The sequence below is a fragment of the Pseudomonas moorei genome (assembly GCF_008801475.1).
Taxonomy (GTDB): Bacteria; Pseudomonadota; Gammaproteobacteria; order Pseudomonadales; family Pseudomonadaceae; genus Aquipseudomonas; species Aquipseudomonas moorei.
In genome coordinates, this window is sequence record NZ_VZPP01000014.1 from 18,553 (window position 1) to 35,308 (window position 16,756).

The 16,756-nt window shown below is 62.2% G+C and carries 14 protein-coding genes; 9 read left to right on the forward strand and 5 right to left on the reverse strand.

What is annotated here, in order from left to right; all coding sequences use genetic code 11:
- Nucleotides 1-53: 53 nt before the first annotated feature.
- Nucleotides 54-1,379, reverse strand: coding sequence for an ATP-binding protein (locus tag F7R06_RS24335; protein WP_090318243.1), 1,326 nt, complete (start codon nucleotides 1,377-1,379; stop codon nucleotides 54-56).
- On the reverse strand, nucleotides 1,376-2,056 hold the full coding sequence (locus tag F7R06_RS24340; protein ID WP_090318240.1) for a response regulator: 681 nt from the start codon (nucleotides 2,054-2,056) through the stop codon (nucleotides 1,376-1,378). The genes F7R06_RS24335 and F7R06_RS24340 overlap by 4 nt, the downstream gene beginning before the upstream one ends.
- Nucleotides 2,057-2,210: 154 nt before the next feature.
- On the opposite strand from F7R06_RS24340, the gene dsbD reads away from it, so the two are divergent.
- Genes dsbD through dsbG form a run of 3 tightly spaced genes read left to right on the forward strand, consistent with a single transcriptional unit; the run spans nucleotide 2,211 to nucleotide 5,544 of the window.
- Nucleotides 2,211-3,947: a protein-disulfide reductase DsbD gene (gene dsbD / locus F7R06_RS24345; protein ID WP_090318237.1), complete on the forward strand. Its 1,737-nt coding sequence runs from the start codon at nucleotides 2,211-2,213 to the stop codon at nucleotides 3,945-3,947.
- Entirely contained in the window at nucleotides 3,947-4,801 is an 855-nt protein-coding gene (locus tag F7R06_RS24350) for a TlpA disulfide reductase family protein (protein WP_090318234.1), read from the forward strand. Before dsbD ends, F7R06_RS24350 begins: the two co-directional genes overlap by 1 nt.
- The gene (gene dsbG, locus F7R06_RS24355) at nucleotides 4,777-5,544 is read left to right on the forward strand and encodes a thiol:disulfide interchange protein DsbG (RefSeq protein WP_090318231.1); all 768 of its coding nucleotides are present in this window, start codon (nucleotides 4,777-4,779) and stop codon (nucleotides 5,542-5,544) included. Before F7R06_RS24350 ends, dsbG begins: the two co-directional genes overlap by 25 nt.
- 77 nt (nucleotides 5,545-5,621) lie before the next feature.
- On the opposite strand, the gene F7R06_RS24360 is transcribed toward dsbG, so the two are convergent.
- The 3 genes from F7R06_RS24360 to F7R06_RS24370 all read right to left on the reverse strand — a co-directional run bounded on the left by F7R06_RS24360 (nucleotide 5,622) and on the right by F7R06_RS24370 (nucleotide 8,190).
- Nucleotides 5,622-6,437, reverse strand: coding sequence for an alpha/beta fold hydrolase (locus F7R06_RS24360; RefSeq protein WP_090318228.1), 816 nt, complete (start codon nucleotides 6,435-6,437; stop codon nucleotides 5,622-5,624).
- Between the two features lie 215 nt (nucleotides 6,438-6,652).
- Nucleotides 6,653-7,471, reverse strand: a complete 819-nt coding sequence (locus F7R06_RS24365) for a substrate-binding periplasmic protein (RefSeq protein WP_090318388.1) — start codon at nucleotides 7,469-7,471, stop codon at nucleotides 6,653-6,655.
- A gap of 95 nt (nucleotides 7,472-7,566) precedes the next feature.
- A complete protein-coding gene (locus F7R06_RS24370) occupies nucleotides 7,567-8,190 on the reverse strand; it encodes a TetR/AcrR family transcriptional regulator (protein WP_090318225.1) in 624 nt (207 codons plus the stop codon).
- Between the two features lie 163 nt (nucleotides 8,191-8,353).
- On the opposite strand from F7R06_RS24370, the gene F7R06_RS24375 reads away from it, so the two are divergent.
- From F7R06_RS24375 to F7R06_RS24400, 6 genes are all read left to right on the forward strand, one after another.
- On the forward strand, nucleotides 8,354-10,156 hold the full coding sequence (locus F7R06_RS24375; protein ID WP_090318222.1) for an acyclic terpene utilization AtuA family protein: 1,803 nt from the start codon (nucleotides 8,354-8,356) through the stop codon (nucleotides 10,154-10,156).
- Between the two features lie 12 nt (nucleotides 10,157-10,168).
- Nucleotides 10,169-11,038 carry an SDR family oxidoreductase gene (locus F7R06_RS24380; RefSeq protein WP_090318218.1) on the forward strand — a complete coding sequence of 290 codons (870 nt, stop codon included), beginning with the start codon at nucleotides 10,169-10,171 and terminating at the stop codon, nucleotides 11,036-11,038.
- Between the two features lie 3 nt (nucleotides 11,039-11,041).
- Nucleotides 11,042-12,658: a geranyl-CoA carboxylase subunit beta gene (atuC, locus tag F7R06_RS24385; RefSeq protein ID WP_090318215.1), complete on the forward strand. Its 1,617-nt coding sequence runs from the start codon at nucleotides 11,042-11,044 to the stop codon at nucleotides 12,656-12,658.
- A gap of 22 nt (nucleotides 12,659-12,680) precedes the next feature.
- The gene (atuD, locus tag F7R06_RS24390) at nucleotides 12,681-13,838 is read left to right on the forward strand and encodes a citronellyl-CoA dehydrogenase (protein WP_090318212.1); all 1,158 of its coding nucleotides are present in this window, start codon (nucleotides 12,681-12,683) and stop codon (nucleotides 13,836-13,838) included.
- Nucleotides 13,835-14,632 carry an enoyl-CoA hydratase/isomerase family protein gene (locus F7R06_RS24395; protein ID WP_090318209.1) on the forward strand — a complete coding sequence of 266 codons (798 nt, stop codon included), beginning with the start codon at nucleotides 13,835-13,837 and terminating at the stop codon, nucleotides 14,630-14,632. The genes atuD and F7R06_RS24395 overlap by 4 nt, the downstream gene beginning before the upstream one ends.
- A gap of 129 nt (nucleotides 14,633-14,761) precedes the next feature.
- A complete protein-coding gene (locus F7R06_RS24400) occupies nucleotides 14,762-16,723 on the forward strand; it encodes an acetyl/propionyl/methylcrotonyl-CoA carboxylase subunit alpha (RefSeq protein ID WP_090318207.1) in 1,962 nt (653 codons plus the stop codon).
- The last annotated feature ends 33 nt before the right edge of the window (nucleotides 16,724-16,756 follow it).

Consider the following 16,756-nt stretch of genomic DNA (forward strand, 5'->3'; position numbering starts at 1 on the left):
TTTCATGTGTGGCGAGGGGGCAAGCCCGCTCCCACAGGGGCTCGCTTTGTTTGTCAGACCGGTTGCAACGGCATCGTCAGCTCAACCCGCAGCCCGTCCGCTCGACTGTCGAAACGCAGGGTGCAGCCGCAACGCTGGACGATGGCCTGGACAATCGCCAGGCCAAGGCCGCAACCGGTGCTGTGGCCGTTGCGCCAGAAGCGCTGGGTCAAGTGCTGCAGATCGTCTTCAGCGATGCCCGGCCCGTGATCACGCACCACGAACTGCACGCGATTGCCGGTGGTTTGCAGACTCAACTCCACCGGACCTCCATCGGGGGTATGGCGCAGGGCGTTATCCAGAAGGTTGCGCAACGCCGCGATCGACAACACGGCAGGCATTTGCACCGGGGCATGGGAAAACCTGGCCGGCACTTCGAAGCGAATTCGCTCGCGATCACCGCCGGCCGCGTCCTGAATCGCCAGTTTCGCCACTTGCTCGGCGCTGCACTGCACGCCGTCATCGAACGACAGACTGCCTTCGACCCGCGCCAGCAACAGCAATTGCTCCAGGGTCCGGTGCAGGCGATCGGCGCCCTCTTCGGCCCGGGCCAGGGACTGATCCCGCGCGGCGCCGTCGGTCATGCGCGCCACCTGCAGGTGGGTCTTGATCGCGGTCAAGGGGCTGCGCAGCTCGTGGGCCGCATCGCCGGTCAGACGGCGCTCGCGCTCGATGGTCTTGCCGATCCGCTGGAACAACTGATTCTGTGTATCCAGCAAGGGTTGCAGTTCGCTCGGCAACGGCTGGACCTGCAAGGGTTCCAGCGAATCGGCGCTGCGCCGCATCAGGGCATCGCGCATGCGATTGAGCGGCGCGAGCCCCTGGCCGATGCCCAGCCACAACAGGCACAGGCATCCGAGCAGCGCCACGCCCACCGGCACGGAAGCGGCCAGCAGGATCGACATGTTCAACGCCTCGCGCTCGATCTGCCGGTCGGCGGTGGTGATCCGCAGATCGCCACGGGCCAGGGTGAAACTGCGCCACGGCGCGCCATCGATTATCTGATCGTGGAAGCCCATTTTCTCCGCTTCCAAGGGCTGCCCCGGATCACTGTGGCTACGGGCAAGAATTTCCCCGCGCAAGGAACTGACCTGACAGGCCATGCCACCGGGGATATTCAGTTGTTCGGCACTGAAATGGGTGCCCTCGCCCTTGCTTGGCACGGGCGGCAATTGCTCCATCAAGCCGGCCACCATGCGCGCCGAGGCCACCAGCCGCTGGTCGAGGGAAAACATCATCTGATTGCGCAAGTCGCTGAGCATCCAGGCCGCAGCCAGCGCCCAGATCAGCGCAAACGCGGCGCCGAGCGTCAGGCTCAGGCGCAAACGCAAACTCATCACTTCTGTCGTTCTCCGCCATCAGCCGGCCCCAGGCGATAGCCCAGGCCACGCACGGTCTCGACGATGCCATTGCCGAGCTTGCGCCGCAGGTGATGGATATGGACGTTGAGGGCGTTGCTTTCCAGTTCGTCATTGAACCCGTAGACGCTGTCCTTGAGCTGCTCGGTCGACAATACGCGGCCGCGGTTGTGCAAAAGAGCCTGCAACAGCGACTGTTCGCGACGCGACAGGTCCACCGGCTGGCCGGCGAGCAGGGTTTCGCGGGTGCTCGGGTCGTAGGTCAGCGCACCGTGTTCGATCAGGTTGACGCTGCGCCCCGCCACCCGGCGCAACAGGGTGTGCAGGCGTGCGGCCAGTTCGCGCAGGTCGAACGGTTTGAGCAGGTAGTCGTCGGCACCGGCCTGCAGGCCGTCGACGCGGTCGGTGACCGAGTCCCGGGCCGTGAGGATCAACACCGGCAACTCCAGACCGTTGTGACGCAGTTGCTGCAACAACTTCAGGCCGTCCTCGTCGGGCAAGCCGAGATCAAGCACCATCACGTCGAATTCGGCGACCTTGAGCATTGCCCGGGCGGCGGACGCCGTGGCCACATGCTCCACGGTCAAACCCTGGGCGGTCAGGCCGGCGACGATGCCGCTGGCGATCAACTCATCGTCTTCGCAAACCAGTACGTGCATGGAAAGCCTCGCAGAAATAAAGCGGATTAGGCCGCAGACCGATTAAGCGGACATTATGCCGCAAGCACCGCCGCCACAAGGCTGCCGGGGTTAATCATCGGTTAATCGCCACCGCCCATTGTGCAATGCACTTGCACAGAACCAAGGCTTATTCATGCGTCGACTGTTTTTATTTTTTGTTCTCTTGATCTCGGGTCTGGCCCAGGCGGGAACCAATCCGTTTGAGACCAAACCCGACTTTCTTCCGGTCGGCAAAGCTTTCACGTTCACCTCCGAACGTCTGGAGTCCGGTGAAACCCAGCTGTTCTGGCAAATTGCCGATGGCTACTACCTGTACCAAAAGCGCCTGAAATTTGATGGCTTGCCGACTGAACAGCATCCAGCACTGCCTGAAGGCGAAGCTCACAGCGACGAGTTTTTCGGTGAACAGCAGGTCTATCGCCAGGGCCTGGAACTGAAAATCCCTGCCGGTGCCAGCGGCCAGGTCAAGGTGGGCTTCCAGGGCTGTGCCGATGCCGGTCTGTGTTATCCGCCGCAAACGCAAGTTGTCGACCTGGGTGGCAAAGCCGCCAGCTTCGCGACAGACGAAGCCGCGGATCAAGCCTTGGCCAATGGCCTGCAACAGCGGGCACTCGGCTTAAGTCTTCTGGTGTTTTTCGGCCTGGGCCTGCTGCTGGCCTTTACCCCTTGTTCACTGCCGATGCTGCCGATCCTGGCCGGGCTGATCGTCGGCAGCGGCGCTTCGCCCAAGCGCGGTTTTGCCCTGGCCAGCAGTTATGTCGTGAGTATGGCGCTGGTCTATGCCGCAATGGGCGTGCTGGCAGCGCTGCTCGGTGCGAACCTGCAGGCGTTGTTACAGAACCCGTGGCTGCTCGGCAGCTTCGCGGCGATTTTCGTCCTGCTGGCGTTGCCGATGTTCGGTTTCTTTGAACTGCAACTGCCGGTGGCCGTGCGCGACCGCCTGGAGAACGTCTCGCGCAATCAGCGTGGCGGCAGTCTGGTTGGCGCCGGTGTGCTGGGCGCCTTGTCCGGGCTGCTGGTCGGTCCGTGCATGACCGCGCCGCTGGCCGGCGCCCTGCTCTACATCGCACAAAGCGGTAACGCGTTGCACGGCGGCTTGATCCTGTTTGCCATGGGTATCGGCATCGGTGTGCCACTGTTGTTGCTGGTGACCGTCGGTAATCGCTTCCTGCCCAAACCTGGCGCCTGGATGAACCTGCTCAAGGGCATCTTCGGCTTCCTGTTCCTCGCCACCGCGTTGCTGATGCTGCGCCCGGTGCTGGATGAATCGCTGTGGGTCGGCTTGTGCGGGGCGTTGTTGTTGATCGCCGCGTACAGTGCCTGGAAGCAGTCGGAAGGTTTTGGCCGTGTCGCTCATCTGTTCGGCGCCAGTTCGCTGCTGCTCGGGTTGTGGGGCAGTCTGTTGATGATCGGTGCGGCGGGTGGCGCGGATGACCTGTTCAAGCCATTGCAGGTCTACAACACTGCCAATGCGCGCGGGGCCAGCAGTCCGGTCGGCCACAACGTCTTCACCACCATCAAGGACCCCGCCGCGCTGCAACGGGAACTCGACGCGGCGCAGGCTCAGGGCCAGTGGGTCCTGCTGGATTACTATGCGGACTGGTGCGTGTCGTGCAAGGTCATGGAGAAACAGGTGTTCGGCAAAGCGGATGTGCTCGAAGCCCTCAGCGACGTGCGCTTGCTCCGCCTGGACGTCACCGCCGACAATGCCGCCAGCCGCGAATTGCTCGGCCGCTATAAAGTGCCTGGGCCGCCGAGCCTGCTGTGGATCGGTGCCGATGGCAACGAACGTCGCAGCCAGCGCATCACTGGCGAGGTCGATGCCACCACCTTCCTGCAACGCTGGACCACCACCCGAGACGCCCGTTAATGCTGACATTCACCCTCGGCACCTTTGCCATCGCGCTCAACCACCTGCTGCTGATCAGTGCATTGGCGCTGGCGACATTCATCGGCTGGCGGGTGGCCAAGCGCGGAGGCGAGAACCCCGAGTCGGCGCTGTTCAGTCTGTTCCTGGTCGGCATGCTCGCGTCGCGAATCGGTTTCGTCGCCGTTTACTGGATGCATTATCGCAATGACCCCTGGCAGATCATCGACCTGCGCGACGGCGGTTTCCTCGCCTGGCCGGGAGTGATCGCGCTGGTGCTTGCCACGCTGTACCGCGCCTGGCGTCGGCCCGGCCTGCGCCGTCCGTTAGGCTTCGGCGTGGCAAGTGGCCTGGCCTTCTGGTTGCTGGCGACCTTCTCCTTGAGTCTCTACGAACAAGGCACGCGCCTGCCGGAGATCACCCTGCGCAACGCCGCCGGGGAAACCGTGCAACTGGCCGACTACAAGGGCGGCCCGCTGGTCATCAATCTCTGGGCCACCTGGTGCCCGCCGTGTCGCCGGGAAATGCCGGTGCTCGAAAGCGCCCAGCAACAGCGCCCGGACCTGACCTTCCTGTTCGTCAATCAGGCCGAAAGCATGCAAAGCGTCAGCACCTTTCTGGAAACCCAGGGCCTGAGCCTGTCCAACGTACTGTTCGACGGCAGCGGCCGCCTGGGCCAGGCCGTTGGCTCCATGGCGTTGCCGACTACGCTGTTCTATAGCCCAGATGGTCGCCTGCTGGGCAGCCATCTGGGCGAGTTGTCACAAGCCAGCCTGGCTCGCGCACTGGAAAACTTCGATACCGCTCCTGCCACTTCTTCAAGGAAACTGCCATGCCCCGCCTCCGCCACCTGCTGACCCTTAGCCTGGGTGCCGCCCTGCTGCACCTGCCATCGGTGCAGGCCGAAGAGCTGCCCGAGGCGATCAAGAAGATCGAAGCCAAGGGCGCCAAAATCGTCGGCCAGTTCGACGCCCCCGCCGGCCTGCGCGGTTATGCGGCGCAATACCAGAACCGCGGTATGGCGCTGTACCTGACGCCGGATGGCAAGCACGTGTTGCTGGGCAATCTGTACGACGCGGAGGGCAACGACCTGAGCAGCGCGCCGTTGCAGAAACTGGTCTACGGACCAATGTCCAAGGAAGTCTGGGGCAAGTTCGAGGCCAGCAGCTGGATCGGCGACGGCGACAAGAATGCCCCGCGCATCGTCTACCTGTTCAGCGATCCGAACTGCCCTTACTGCAACATGTTCTGGGAACAGGCGCGGCCATGGGTCAAGGCTGGCAAGGTGCAACTGCGCCACATCATGGTCGGTATCATTCGTGAAGACAGTCCGGGCAAGTCCGCTGCCCTGCTCGCCGCCAAGGATCCGCAAAAAGCCCTGGCGGACCACGAAGCCGCCGGCAAGGGCAGTTCGCTCAAGGCGTTGAAGGATGTGTCACCGGCGATTCAGGCCAAACTGGCGGCGAACATGCAGTTGATGGAAGACCTGGAGCTGCAAGCCACCCCGGCGATCTTCTATATGGATGACAAGGGTGAACTGCAACAGCAGCAAGGGGCGCCGTCGCCGGACACACTGGCGAAGATTCTCGGGCCCAAGTGACCTCATCGGACCCATCGCGAGCAGGTAATCGTATTTCCCTGTGCGAGCGAGTCTGCTCGCAATGGGGCCATTGCAGCCTACTGGTGTCTCTCGGCCAAAAACCCAAGCAACGTCTCGGTGACAAACGCCGGATTTTCCAGATTTGAAATATGCCCCGCCTCCGGCACCAACACATGGGGGCAACCGATCAGCTCGGCCATTTCCCGCGCTTCGCTGGGTGGGCGTGGCTTGTCCTGATCGCCACAGATCACCAGCGTCGTCGCTGCGTTCAATTCGCCCAGGCGCGGCAACAGATCCTCGCGGCCAAAGGTAATCCGCCCCATCGGTACGATGCTTTCGCGCAGGCGTTCAGGCGGCAGCGCGGCGAGACTGGCGCGAAAGTCCTGGTACATCGCCGATTGCGGATCGATGCCAGGACGGAAAAAGATCGGCACCACGATGTCGAGCAGTTGCGGCGAAATCACGCCGGTTTCTTCAATCATTTTCAGCAGTGAAAAATAGTACTGGCGGGTGGGTTCCGGCTCGACGCCCAAAAAAGTGTCCATCAGCACCAGACCGTTCAAGCGTTGCGGCACCGACAACGCCAGCCGCGCGCCCCACATGCCCCCCACCGAAAGGCCCACCAGGGTGAAGCGTTCTATTTCCAGATGATCGAGCAACGCCAGTGCCTGAAGGGCGATATCGTCCAGCGAGCCGGTGCCATCCGGAATCCGCCCGGATTCACCATGGCCCCACAGGTCCAGCGCAATCACCCGATACTGTTGCGACAACGCGGCAATCTGCGGCGCCCACATGCTCTGGTCCCACAGGTAACTGCCGGCCAGCAGCACCGCCGGGCCAGTGCCTTGATCGATAAAGTGAAGGGGTTGTCCGTCGATGGTTACGAAGGGCATTGACTGTCTCCGCTGGAAAAATGGAGCCGGAAGGCTGAGCTGCCGAGGACTGGCAGTCAATCGCGAGAATGCACTCGTTTGTACAGTGCATGATCTGCCGCTATTGCTGGCAAGCCAGTTCACAGGGTGATCTCCTGTGAACCCAATGTTTGTGAACACAAAGGATCGATGTGGGAGATACGCCGTATCGGGGCGGGAAATCGAAGTGAGATCAGTCAATTCGCCAGCTGTGGTGTCGGGACCGGCAACACCGCAATTTTGTACGGATCGAAAATCTTCAGCATCTGGCCGTTATCCCGCAGCCCTTGTAGCAACCTGCCGAATGCTTCGCCGCTGATGGGCGCGGTCGGTCGCAGGATCGCGTAATGGTGATAGACCTGATCGACGCGCTCGGACACCAGAAACTGATCGGCCACCTTGTCGTTGCGCAAAAAATAGTCGCTGAGATAAGAACGCGTGACCAGGGCAATGTCGGCCCGCCCGCGCAGCACCATCAGCAAGTTGCTGTCATGGGAATAGGTCAGGGTGGCGTTGTAGTTCTGCGCGAGGAATTTGGGATCGGCATTGAAGCCGGCAAATTCGTAGTGATAGCCGCTGAACAGCGCCAGACGCTTGCCCGTCAGATCGGCGAAGTAGTTTTGCTGGCGCGCTGGCTGACCTTCGCGCTGGCGTTGCGCGACAAAAATCTCGGCGTCTTCCAGGCCCATGTCGACGCTGGTGTGGGGAATGTCCCTCCAGCCCCAGTCGGGGTTTTCGAAGATCGCCATATCGACCCGGCCCTGCTTGAAATCACCAAAACGCCGGGGGATGGAGGTGGGCACCAGAACGAACTGATAGTCGTTTTGCAGGGCGTTGAGTGCCTCGACCAATTGCGGCAGCAAACCGGTGTCGGCTCCGGACTCGGGGCGCACGGTGTAGGGCGGAAAGTGCGCGGCGCCAATGCGCACCAGTTGTGCAGCCTGGGTCGGCAGCACCCATGACGCCAGAAGCGCCGTGAGCAAAAGCCGCGAAGCCGTCCGAATTGGCGAAGACATCAAAACAACCCACTCCCCAAAAATACCGAACCAATGCATTCAAGCTAGGCGGTTTCGCTCAGTTAGCCAGTTTCCTGCCGACCAGCACAATCTAATTATTTTTCCTCCAGCACCAGAGTCAGCGCCTCGTCGGCCAATTGATCAAGGCTCATGCTGCCATCGGCGCGAAACCAGGTGGTGGTCCAGGACAGCGCCCCGGTGAGAAAGCGTCGCGTGACAAACACATCACCGCGAATGAGACCGGCACTCTTGGCTTCGCCCAGTACCTGCAACCAGATATCTTCGTAAATATCGCGCAACGCCAGGACCCTGGCCTGGCCGTCCTCGGACAGCGAGCGCCATTCGTAGACCAGCACCGCCATGGCCTCGCCGCTGCCACCCATGATCGACTGCAATTCGCAACGGATCAGCGCCAGCACCCGCTCACGCACGTTGCCGGCATCGGCAATGGCAGCACGCATCAACGCGGTGTTGTAGACAATGGTCTCCTCCATCACGGCCCGCAGGATCTCGTCCTTGCTTTTGAAGTGATGAAAAATGCTCCCCGACTGAATGCCCACGGCACCGGCCAGATCGCGCACGGTGGTGCGTTCGTAGCCTTTGTTGCGAAACAGGTGAGCCGCCACTTGCAGGAGCTTGCCGCGGGCACTGTCCGGATCGGTCAATTGGCCGTTTTCAACCAATTCGCGCATGACCCTCAGGGCTTTTTGCTCGTCCACCCGTTTTCTCCTACAGTCGAGATCACCGCTAAAACAGCGGGTTTGCGCGGGCAATTTAAGCTGCTGCCCACGACCAAGCAAGCGCTCGGGCAGAAGTTATTTTAGCCGTTTACAAACCAAGCGCTTGCTTGGTAGTCTCGAAACACTTCTGTCGGAGGTGGTTATGGAGTTGACTGCGCCAAAAACGATCCGCATCGGTTGTGCCAGCGCCTTCTGGGGCGACACCTCGACCGCCGCCGCGCAACTGGTGGAAGGCGGGCGCCTGGACTATCTGGTGTTCGACTACCTGGCGGAAATCACCCTGTCGATCATGGCTGGCGCACGGATGAAAGATCCCCAGGCTGGCTATGCCAGCGACTTCATCGAAGTGCTCAGTCCGTTACTCAGCCAACTGTGCGATCAAAAGATCCGTGTCATCAGCAATGCCGGCGGGGTCAACCCGCAGGCCTGCGCCGCCGCGCTGCAAGAGGCGTGCGACAAGGCTGGCGTCGCATTGAAGATCGCTGTCCTGCTGGGCGATGACCTGCAACCGCAATTCAAACAGCTGAGCACTCGTGGCCTCCGCGAGATGTTCAGCGGCGCGCCCCTGCCCCCCCTGTGCGTCTCGACCAACGCCTACCTTGGCGCACCGGGCATTGTCGAAGCCCTGCGCCTGGGGGCGGACATCGTGATCACCGGGCGCGTGGTCGACAGCGCGGTGGTCAGCGCCGCCCTGGTGCATGAGTTCGGCTGGTCGTGGCATGACTACGACAAACTGGCCCAGGCGGCCCTCGCCGGCCACATCATCGAATGCGGCGCCCAGTGCACCGGCGGCAACTTTACCGATTGGCGCGACGTGCCCGATTACGAACACATCGGCTTTCCCATCGTCGAAGTCAGCGCCGACAGCCAGTTCATCGTCAGCAAACCCGAAGGCTCCGGCGGGCTGGTCACCCCGCTGACGGTGGGCGAGCAAATGCTGTATGAAATCGGCGACCCACGGGCCTATCTGCTGCCCGACGTGGTCTGCGATTTCACCCGGGTCAAACTGCTGCAGCAAGGCAAAAACGCCGTGCAGGTGCACGGCGCGAAGGGATTGCCGCCAACCGATCAGTACAAGGTCAGCGCCACTTACCCGGATGGTTTTCGCTGCACCGCCAGCTGCCTGATCGCCGGCATTGATGCAGTCGACAAGGCTCGGCGGGTCAGCGAAGCGATCATCAACAAGACCTCGGAAATCTTCAGCCAGCGCGGCTGGGCGCCCTATAGCGAGGTCAACGTCGAACTGCTCGGCAGCGAAGCCACTTACGGCCCCCACGGCCAGCGCCGCGACAGCCGCGAAGTGGTGATCAAACTCGCCGTGCGCCACCCGAATAAACAGGCATTGATCGTGTTTTCCCGGGAAATAGCCCAGGCCGCCACCGGCATGGCACCGGGGCTGACCGGGATTGTCGGCGGCCGGCCCACCGTGTATCCGCTGATCCGCCTGTTCTCGTTCCTGATCGACAAAACCGCCTGCACGCTGGAAATTGATCTCATGGGCCAGCGCTACCCGTGCGCCCTGCCCGCCATTGATGTGCTCGACAGCGCCGATTTGCCGGAGCCGTTCGAGCCCCCCAAACCCGCAGGCATGGCCGACGCCAGCGTGGCCCTGGTCAAACTGGCGGTGGCCCGTTCCGGCGACAAGGGTAACCACAGCAACATCGGCGTGATGGCCCGCGATCCCGAGTACCTGCCCTGGATCGCCGAAGCCTTGACGCCGGCGGTGCTCGTCGACTGGATGAGCCATGTGCTGGACCCGATCCACGGCCGTGTCGAGCGCTGGTATCTGCCCGCTACCCACAGCCTGAACTTCCTCCTGGAAAACGCCCTCGGGGGCGGCGGTGTCGCCAGCCTGCGGATCGACCCGCAAGGCAAGGCGTTCGCCCAGCAACTGCTGGAAATCCAGATTCCGGTGCCGCAGCGCATCGCCGACCAGGTCAACTAGAGGGCTGCCACCATGGCCTACGATTCGATTTTCAAAGCCGATTTGTTTGCAGGCAAAACCATCATCGTCACCGGTGGTGGCAGTGGCATTGGCCGTTGCACCGCCCACGAACTGGCAGCCCTTGGCGCGCACGTGCTGCTGGTCGGACGCAAGGCTGACAAATTGAAAGCCGTTGCTGCCGAGATTGCCGAAGACGGTGGCAAGGCCGACTGGAGCACCTGCGATATTCGCGAGGAAGATGCGGTGACGCACCTGGTTGGCGAACTGATTCGCAAGCACGGCCCGATCCATGGCCTGGTCAACAATGCCGGTGGGCAATACCCGTCGCCATTGGCGTCGATCAATCAGAGGGGTTTCGAAACGGTGATGCGCACCAATCTGGTCGGCGGTTTCCTGATGGCCCGGGAAGTGTTCAACCAGTCCATGAGCAAGCACGGCGGCGCCATCGTCAACATGCTTGCCGACATGTGGGGCGGCATGCCGGGCATGGGCCACTCGGGCGCGGCACGCTCGGGCATGGATAACCTGACCAAGACCGCTGCGTTCGAATGGGGTTATGCCGGGGTGCGGGTCAACGCCGTGGCGCCGGGCTGGATCGCGTCCAGTGGCATGGACACCTACGAAGGTGCGTTCAAGGCGGTGATCCCGACCTTGCGCGAACACGTGCCGCTCAAGCGGATCGGTACCGAGTCGGAAGTCAGCGCGGCCATCGTTTTCCTGCTCAGCCCGGCGGCGGCGTTCATCAGTGGCAGCACCCTGCGCATCGATGGCGCCGCCAGCCTCGGCGGCCGCGCGTGGCCGATTCACAAGGCGACCAACAGCGAGTCGTACAACGGCTTCCACCGTGCATACCTTCCTGACGTGCTCAAGGATAAGGAATAACCCATGCCGGAGATTCAGTCGCAACTCGATCCCCACCGCGAACAGTTCGCCCGTAATCGCGCGGCCATGCTGGCGGGTATCGAGCAGGTCCGCGAACTCGAACAGAACCTGTTGAACAAGGCAAACGAGGCCAAGCCCAAATTCGACAAGCGCGGACAATTGCTGCCCCGCGAACGCCTCAATCTGCTGTTGGACCCCGGCGCGCCGTTCCTCGAACTGGCGAGCCTGGCCGGTTACAAACTGCACGATGACAAGGACGGCAGCTCGGCCGGTGGCGGCCTGATCGCCGGCATCGGCTACGTGTCGGGCGTGCGCACCCTGGTGGTGGCGAACAACAGTGCGATCAAGGGCGGGACCATTTCCCCCAGTGGTTTGAAAAAATCCCTGCGCCTGCAACAGATCGCCATGGAAAACAAACTGCCGGTCATCACCCTCGCCGAAAGCGGGGGCGCCAACCTCAACTACGCAGCAGAGATTTTCGTCGAAGGCGCGCGCAGCTTTGCCAATCAGGCGCGGATGTCGGCCATGGGTCTGCCACAGATCACCGTGGTGCACGGCTCGGCCACGGCGGGCGGTGCTTATCAACCGGGATTGTCGGATTACGTGGTGGTGGTGCGCGGCAAAGCCAAACTGTTTCTCGCTGGCCCGCCGCTGCTCAAGGCGGCGACCGGTGAAGTGGCGACCGACGAAGCGCTGGGCGGTGCCGAGATGCACGCGCAAGTGGCCGGCACCGCTGAATACCTGGCGGAAAACGATGCCGACGCGGTGCGTCAGGTGCGCGAAATCGTCAGCCTCTTGCCGTGGAACGACCGGTTGCCTGTGCTACCGGAACGTCACTGGGAAGAGCCGCTCTACCCCGTCGACGAACTGCTCGGCCTGATCCCGGATGACCCGAAAAAACCCTACGACGTCCGCGAGATCATCGCGCGCATCGCCGACGGTTCGAACTTCCTCGAGTTCAAGGGCGAGTTCGACCAGCAAACCGTTTGCGGCCAACTGAAAATCCAGGGCCGCGCCTGTGGTTTCATCGGCAACAACGGCCCGATCACGCCCCAGGGTGCGAGCAAGGCGGCGCAGTTCATCCAGCTGTGCGACCAGAGCCAGACGCCACTGCTGTTTTTCCATAACACCACGGGGTTCATGGTCGGCACCGAATCGGAGCAGCAAGGCGTGATCAAGCATGGCGCCAAGATGATTCAAGCGGTGGCCAATGCCCGGGTGCCGAAACTGACGATCGTCGTCGGCGGTTCCTATGGTGCCGGCAACTATGCGATGTGCGGCCGCGGCCTCGACCCACGCTTTATCTTCGCCTGGCCCAACAGCCGCACGGCGGTGATGGGCGGTGCCCAGGCTGGCAAAGTGCTGCGTATCGTTACCGAGGCCAAACAGGCCAAGGACGGCCTGGTGCCCGATCCGAAAATGCTCGACATGCTGGAACAGGTGACCGCGCAGAAACTCGACAGTCAGTCCACGGCGCTCTATGGCAGCGCCAACCTATGGGACGACGGCCTGATCGATCCACGCGACACCCGGACCTTGCTCGGTTACTTGCTGGATATCTGTCACGAGGCCGAGGTACGGCCGCTGCAGTCCAACAGTTTTGGTGTAGCCCGCTTCTAGGGCGATCAGGAGAACAACAAGAATGATCTTCACCCAGGAACACGAAGCCCTGCGCCGTACCGTCCGCCAATTCGTCGACAACGAAATCAATCCCCACGTCGAAGCTTGGGAAAAGGCCGGACGCTTTCCGATCCACGAAATCTTCCGCAAGGCTGGCGACCTTGGCCTGCTGGGGATTTCCAAACCGGAAAAATTCGGCGGCATGGGCCTGGACTACAGCTACTCGATCGTCGCCGCCGAAGAGTTCGGCACCATTCATTGCGGCGGCATTCCGATGTCCATCGGCGTGCAGACCGACATGTGCACTCCGGCCCTGGCGCGTTTCGGCTCCGATGAATTGCGCGACGAATTCCTCCGCCCGGCGATCAGCGGCGAGCAGGTCGGCTGCATCGGTGTCTCGGAAGTCGGCGCCGGTTCCGACGTGGCCGGGTTGAAGACCACTGCGCGCAAAGACGGCGACGATTACGTGATCAACGGCAGCAAGATGTGGATCACCAATTCGCCGTGCGCCGATTTCATCTGTTTGCTGGCCAACACGTCGGACGACAAACCGCACATCAACAAATCGCTGATCATGGTGCCGATGAACACGCCGGGGATCAGTCTCAGCTCGCACCTGGACAAACTCGGCATGCGCAGCTCGGAAACCGCCCAGGTGTTTTTCGACAACGTGCGCGTGCCGCAACGCAACCGCATCGGCCATGAAGGCGCCGGGTTCATGATGCAGATGCTGCAGTTCCAGGAGGAACGCCTGTTCGGCGCGGCGAACATGATCAAGGGGCTGGAGTACTGCGTCGACAGCACGATCGAGTACTGCAAGGAGCGCAAGACCTTCGGCAGTGCATTGATCGACAACCAGGTCATTCACTTTCGTCTGGCCGAACTGCAAACCGAAATCGAATGCCTGCGAGCGTTGGTCTATCAGGCCACCGAGCAATACATCAAGGGGCATGACGTCACTCGCCTGGCGTCCATGGCCAAGCTCAAGGCCGGCCGGCTGGGCCGCGAAGTCAGCGACAGTTGCCTGCAATACTGGGGTGGCATGGGCTTCATGTGGGACAACCCGGTGGCCCGTGCCTATCGCGATGTGCGGCTGGTGTCGATCGGCGGCGGGGCCGACGAAATCATGCTGGGGATCATCTGCAAACTCATGGGCATCCTGCCGGGGAAAAAGAAATGAACACCTTGCCGGTTTGCCAGACCTTGCTGCTGGAGCCGCATAACGGCGTCCTGCACATCACCCTCAATCGCCCGGACAGCCGCAACGCCATGAGTTTGCAGATGGTCACTGAACTGCGCGCGGTGCTGGCGGCGGTGCACGATGACCGGACGACCCGCGCCCTGGTCATTGCCGGCGCCGGCGGGCATTTCTGCGCAGGCGGCGACATCAAGGACATGGCCAATGCCCGCGCCCGGGGTCCCGACGCTCACCGCGACTTGAACCGGTTGTTCGGTGCCCTTCTGCAAGAGGTGCAACAGGCGCCGCAAGTGGTGATCACGGTGCTGCAAGGCGCCGTGCTGGGCGGTGGTTTCGGTCTGGCCTGCGTCAGTGACATCGCCCTGGCCGATCATCAGGCGCAATTCGGCCTGCCGGAAACCAGCCTCGGTCTGCTGCCGGCGCAGATCGCGCCGTTCGTGGTCCAGCGCATCGGTTTGACTCAGGCCCGGCGGCTGGCCCTGACGGCGGCGCGATTCGATGGGACCCAGGCACGGCGGATGGGGCTGGTGCATTTTGTCGAGCACGATCCGCAGGCGCTCGCCGAACGCCTCGATGAGGTGTTGGCCCATGTGCTGTGTTGTGCGCCGGGGGCGAATGCGGCGACCAAAAAGCTGTTGCTGGCAAGTGCTGCACAGCCCTCGGATGAGCTGCTGAACGAAGCCGCACAGTGGTTCAGCGAGGCGGTGACAGGGGCCGAAGGTATCGAGGGAACGATGGCCTTTGTGCAAAAGCGTAAACCGGGGTGGGCTTCTTGAAAGCATCGCTGGCAAGCCAGCTCCCACAGGTACTGTGAGGGTCATGAATTTGTGATCGACGCTAAACCTGGAGCAAGGCTTGCCCGCGATGAGGCCATCACATTCATCGCAAAAACAGGAAAACACCCCATGCCCGGACTCAAGAAAATCCTCATCGCCAATCGCGGTGAAATCGCCTGCCGCATCCAGCGTACTGCCCAGGCTCTGGGCTACCGCACCGTCGCCGTGTTCAGCGATGCCGACGCCGATGCGCTGCACGTGCGGATGGCCGACGAAGCGGTGAACATCGGCCCGGCTGCGGTGCAACAGTCTTATCTGAACATTCCGGCAATCATTGAGGCCGCCCGGCGCACCGGCGCGGATGCGATCCATCCCGGCTACGGTTTTCTCTCGGAAAACGCCGGCTTCGCCCTCGCCTGCCAGCACGCCGGGATTACCTTCATCGGCCCCAGCCCCGAGGCGATTGAGTTGATGGGCAGCAAACGCCTGTCGAAGCTCGCCATGCTCGAGGCCGGTGTGCCGTGCATCAAAGGCTATCAAGGTGCCGAACAGGACGACGCAAGCCTGAGCCGCGAAGCCGAACGCATCGGCTATCCGCTGATGATCAAGGCCAGTGCGGGCGGTGGCGGACGCGGCATGCGCCTGGTACATAGCGCCAGCGACCTGCTGGAATCGATTCGCACCGCACGCTCCGAAGCGCTGCACGGTTTTGGCAGCGACGAACTGATCCTCGAACAGGCCCTGATCGAACCACGGCATGTCGAGGTTCAACTGTTCGGCGACCAGCACGGCAACCTGATCTACCTGGGCGAACGGGATTGTTCGATCCAGCGCCGCCATCAGAAGGTCATCGAGGAAGCCCCCTGCCCGGTCATGACCGCCGAGCTGCGTCAGGCCATGGGCGAAGCGGCGCTCAAGGCGGGGCGCGCGGTGAACTACGTCGGTGCCGGCACCGTGGAGTTTCTGCTGGATGCGCGTGGGCAGTTTTACTTTCTGGAAATGAACACGCGGCTGCAGGTGGAGCATCCGGTGACGGAGCTGATTACCGGGCTCGATCTGGTGGCCTGGCAACTGACTGTCGCCGAGGGGCAGCCATTGCCACTGCGTCAGGAGCAGGTGCAACTCAACGGCCATGCGATGGAAGTACGACTGTATGCCGAAGATCCGGCCCAGGGATTTCTGCCGCAAACCGGACACGTCGAGGCTTGGGAACCTGCAGTTCAACATGCCGTGCGGATCGACCACGGCCTGCTCGAAGGCCAACAGATCAGCCCTTTCTATGACCCGATGCTGGGCAAGATCATCGCCCATGGCAGCACCCGCGAAGAAGCCCGGCGCAAATTGCTGCGGGCGGTGCAGGACACGGTGCTACTGGGGGTGCAGAGCAATCAGCGCTTGCTCGCCAGCCTGCTGGACCATCAGCAATTCATCAGCGGCGAATTCAGCACCGGCTTCATCGCTCAGTATTTCGCTGACCACGCGAGCCTGCACCCTCATGAGCCCAGCGCCGAAGAACTGGCAATTGCCGCGGCGCTGTTCTATCAGGCTTCGGCACAGTCTCATCGCCCCCCGCTGGCCGGTTGGCGCAACAACGCCAGTGTGCCGCTGCACTATCGAATCGGGCTGGATGATCAGGCGTGGTCGGTGGAGCTCAACGCGTTGCCGGGCGAAGCCTATCGAATCCAGATCGAGACCCGACATCTCGAACTGAAGATCATCGAGTGCGATGGGCGCTGGGCCACGCTGGAAATCGACGGTATTCGCAAACGCCATGCCTACCGTCTGGAGGCCCGGCAACTGTGCCTGTTCACCCGTCCAGGCAGTCTGAGCCTGACAGACCGGACCCAGGCGTTGGTCAGCAGCCAGGCCAGCGTCAGTTCCGGCACCCTCAAGGCCCCGATGGATGGCGCGATTGTCGATGTCCTGGTCAGTGAGGGCAGCCTGGTGAGCAAAGGCCAATTGCTGGTGGTGCTGGAGGCCATGAAGATGGAGCATCCGCTCAAGTCGGGCATCGACGGCGTGCTCAAGCGCTTGCAGGTGCAAGTCGGCGATCAGGTGAAAAACCGGCAGATTCTGTTGGAGGTCGAATAAGCCGCTAGGCGGATCCGCCGGGTTTGGCTACGC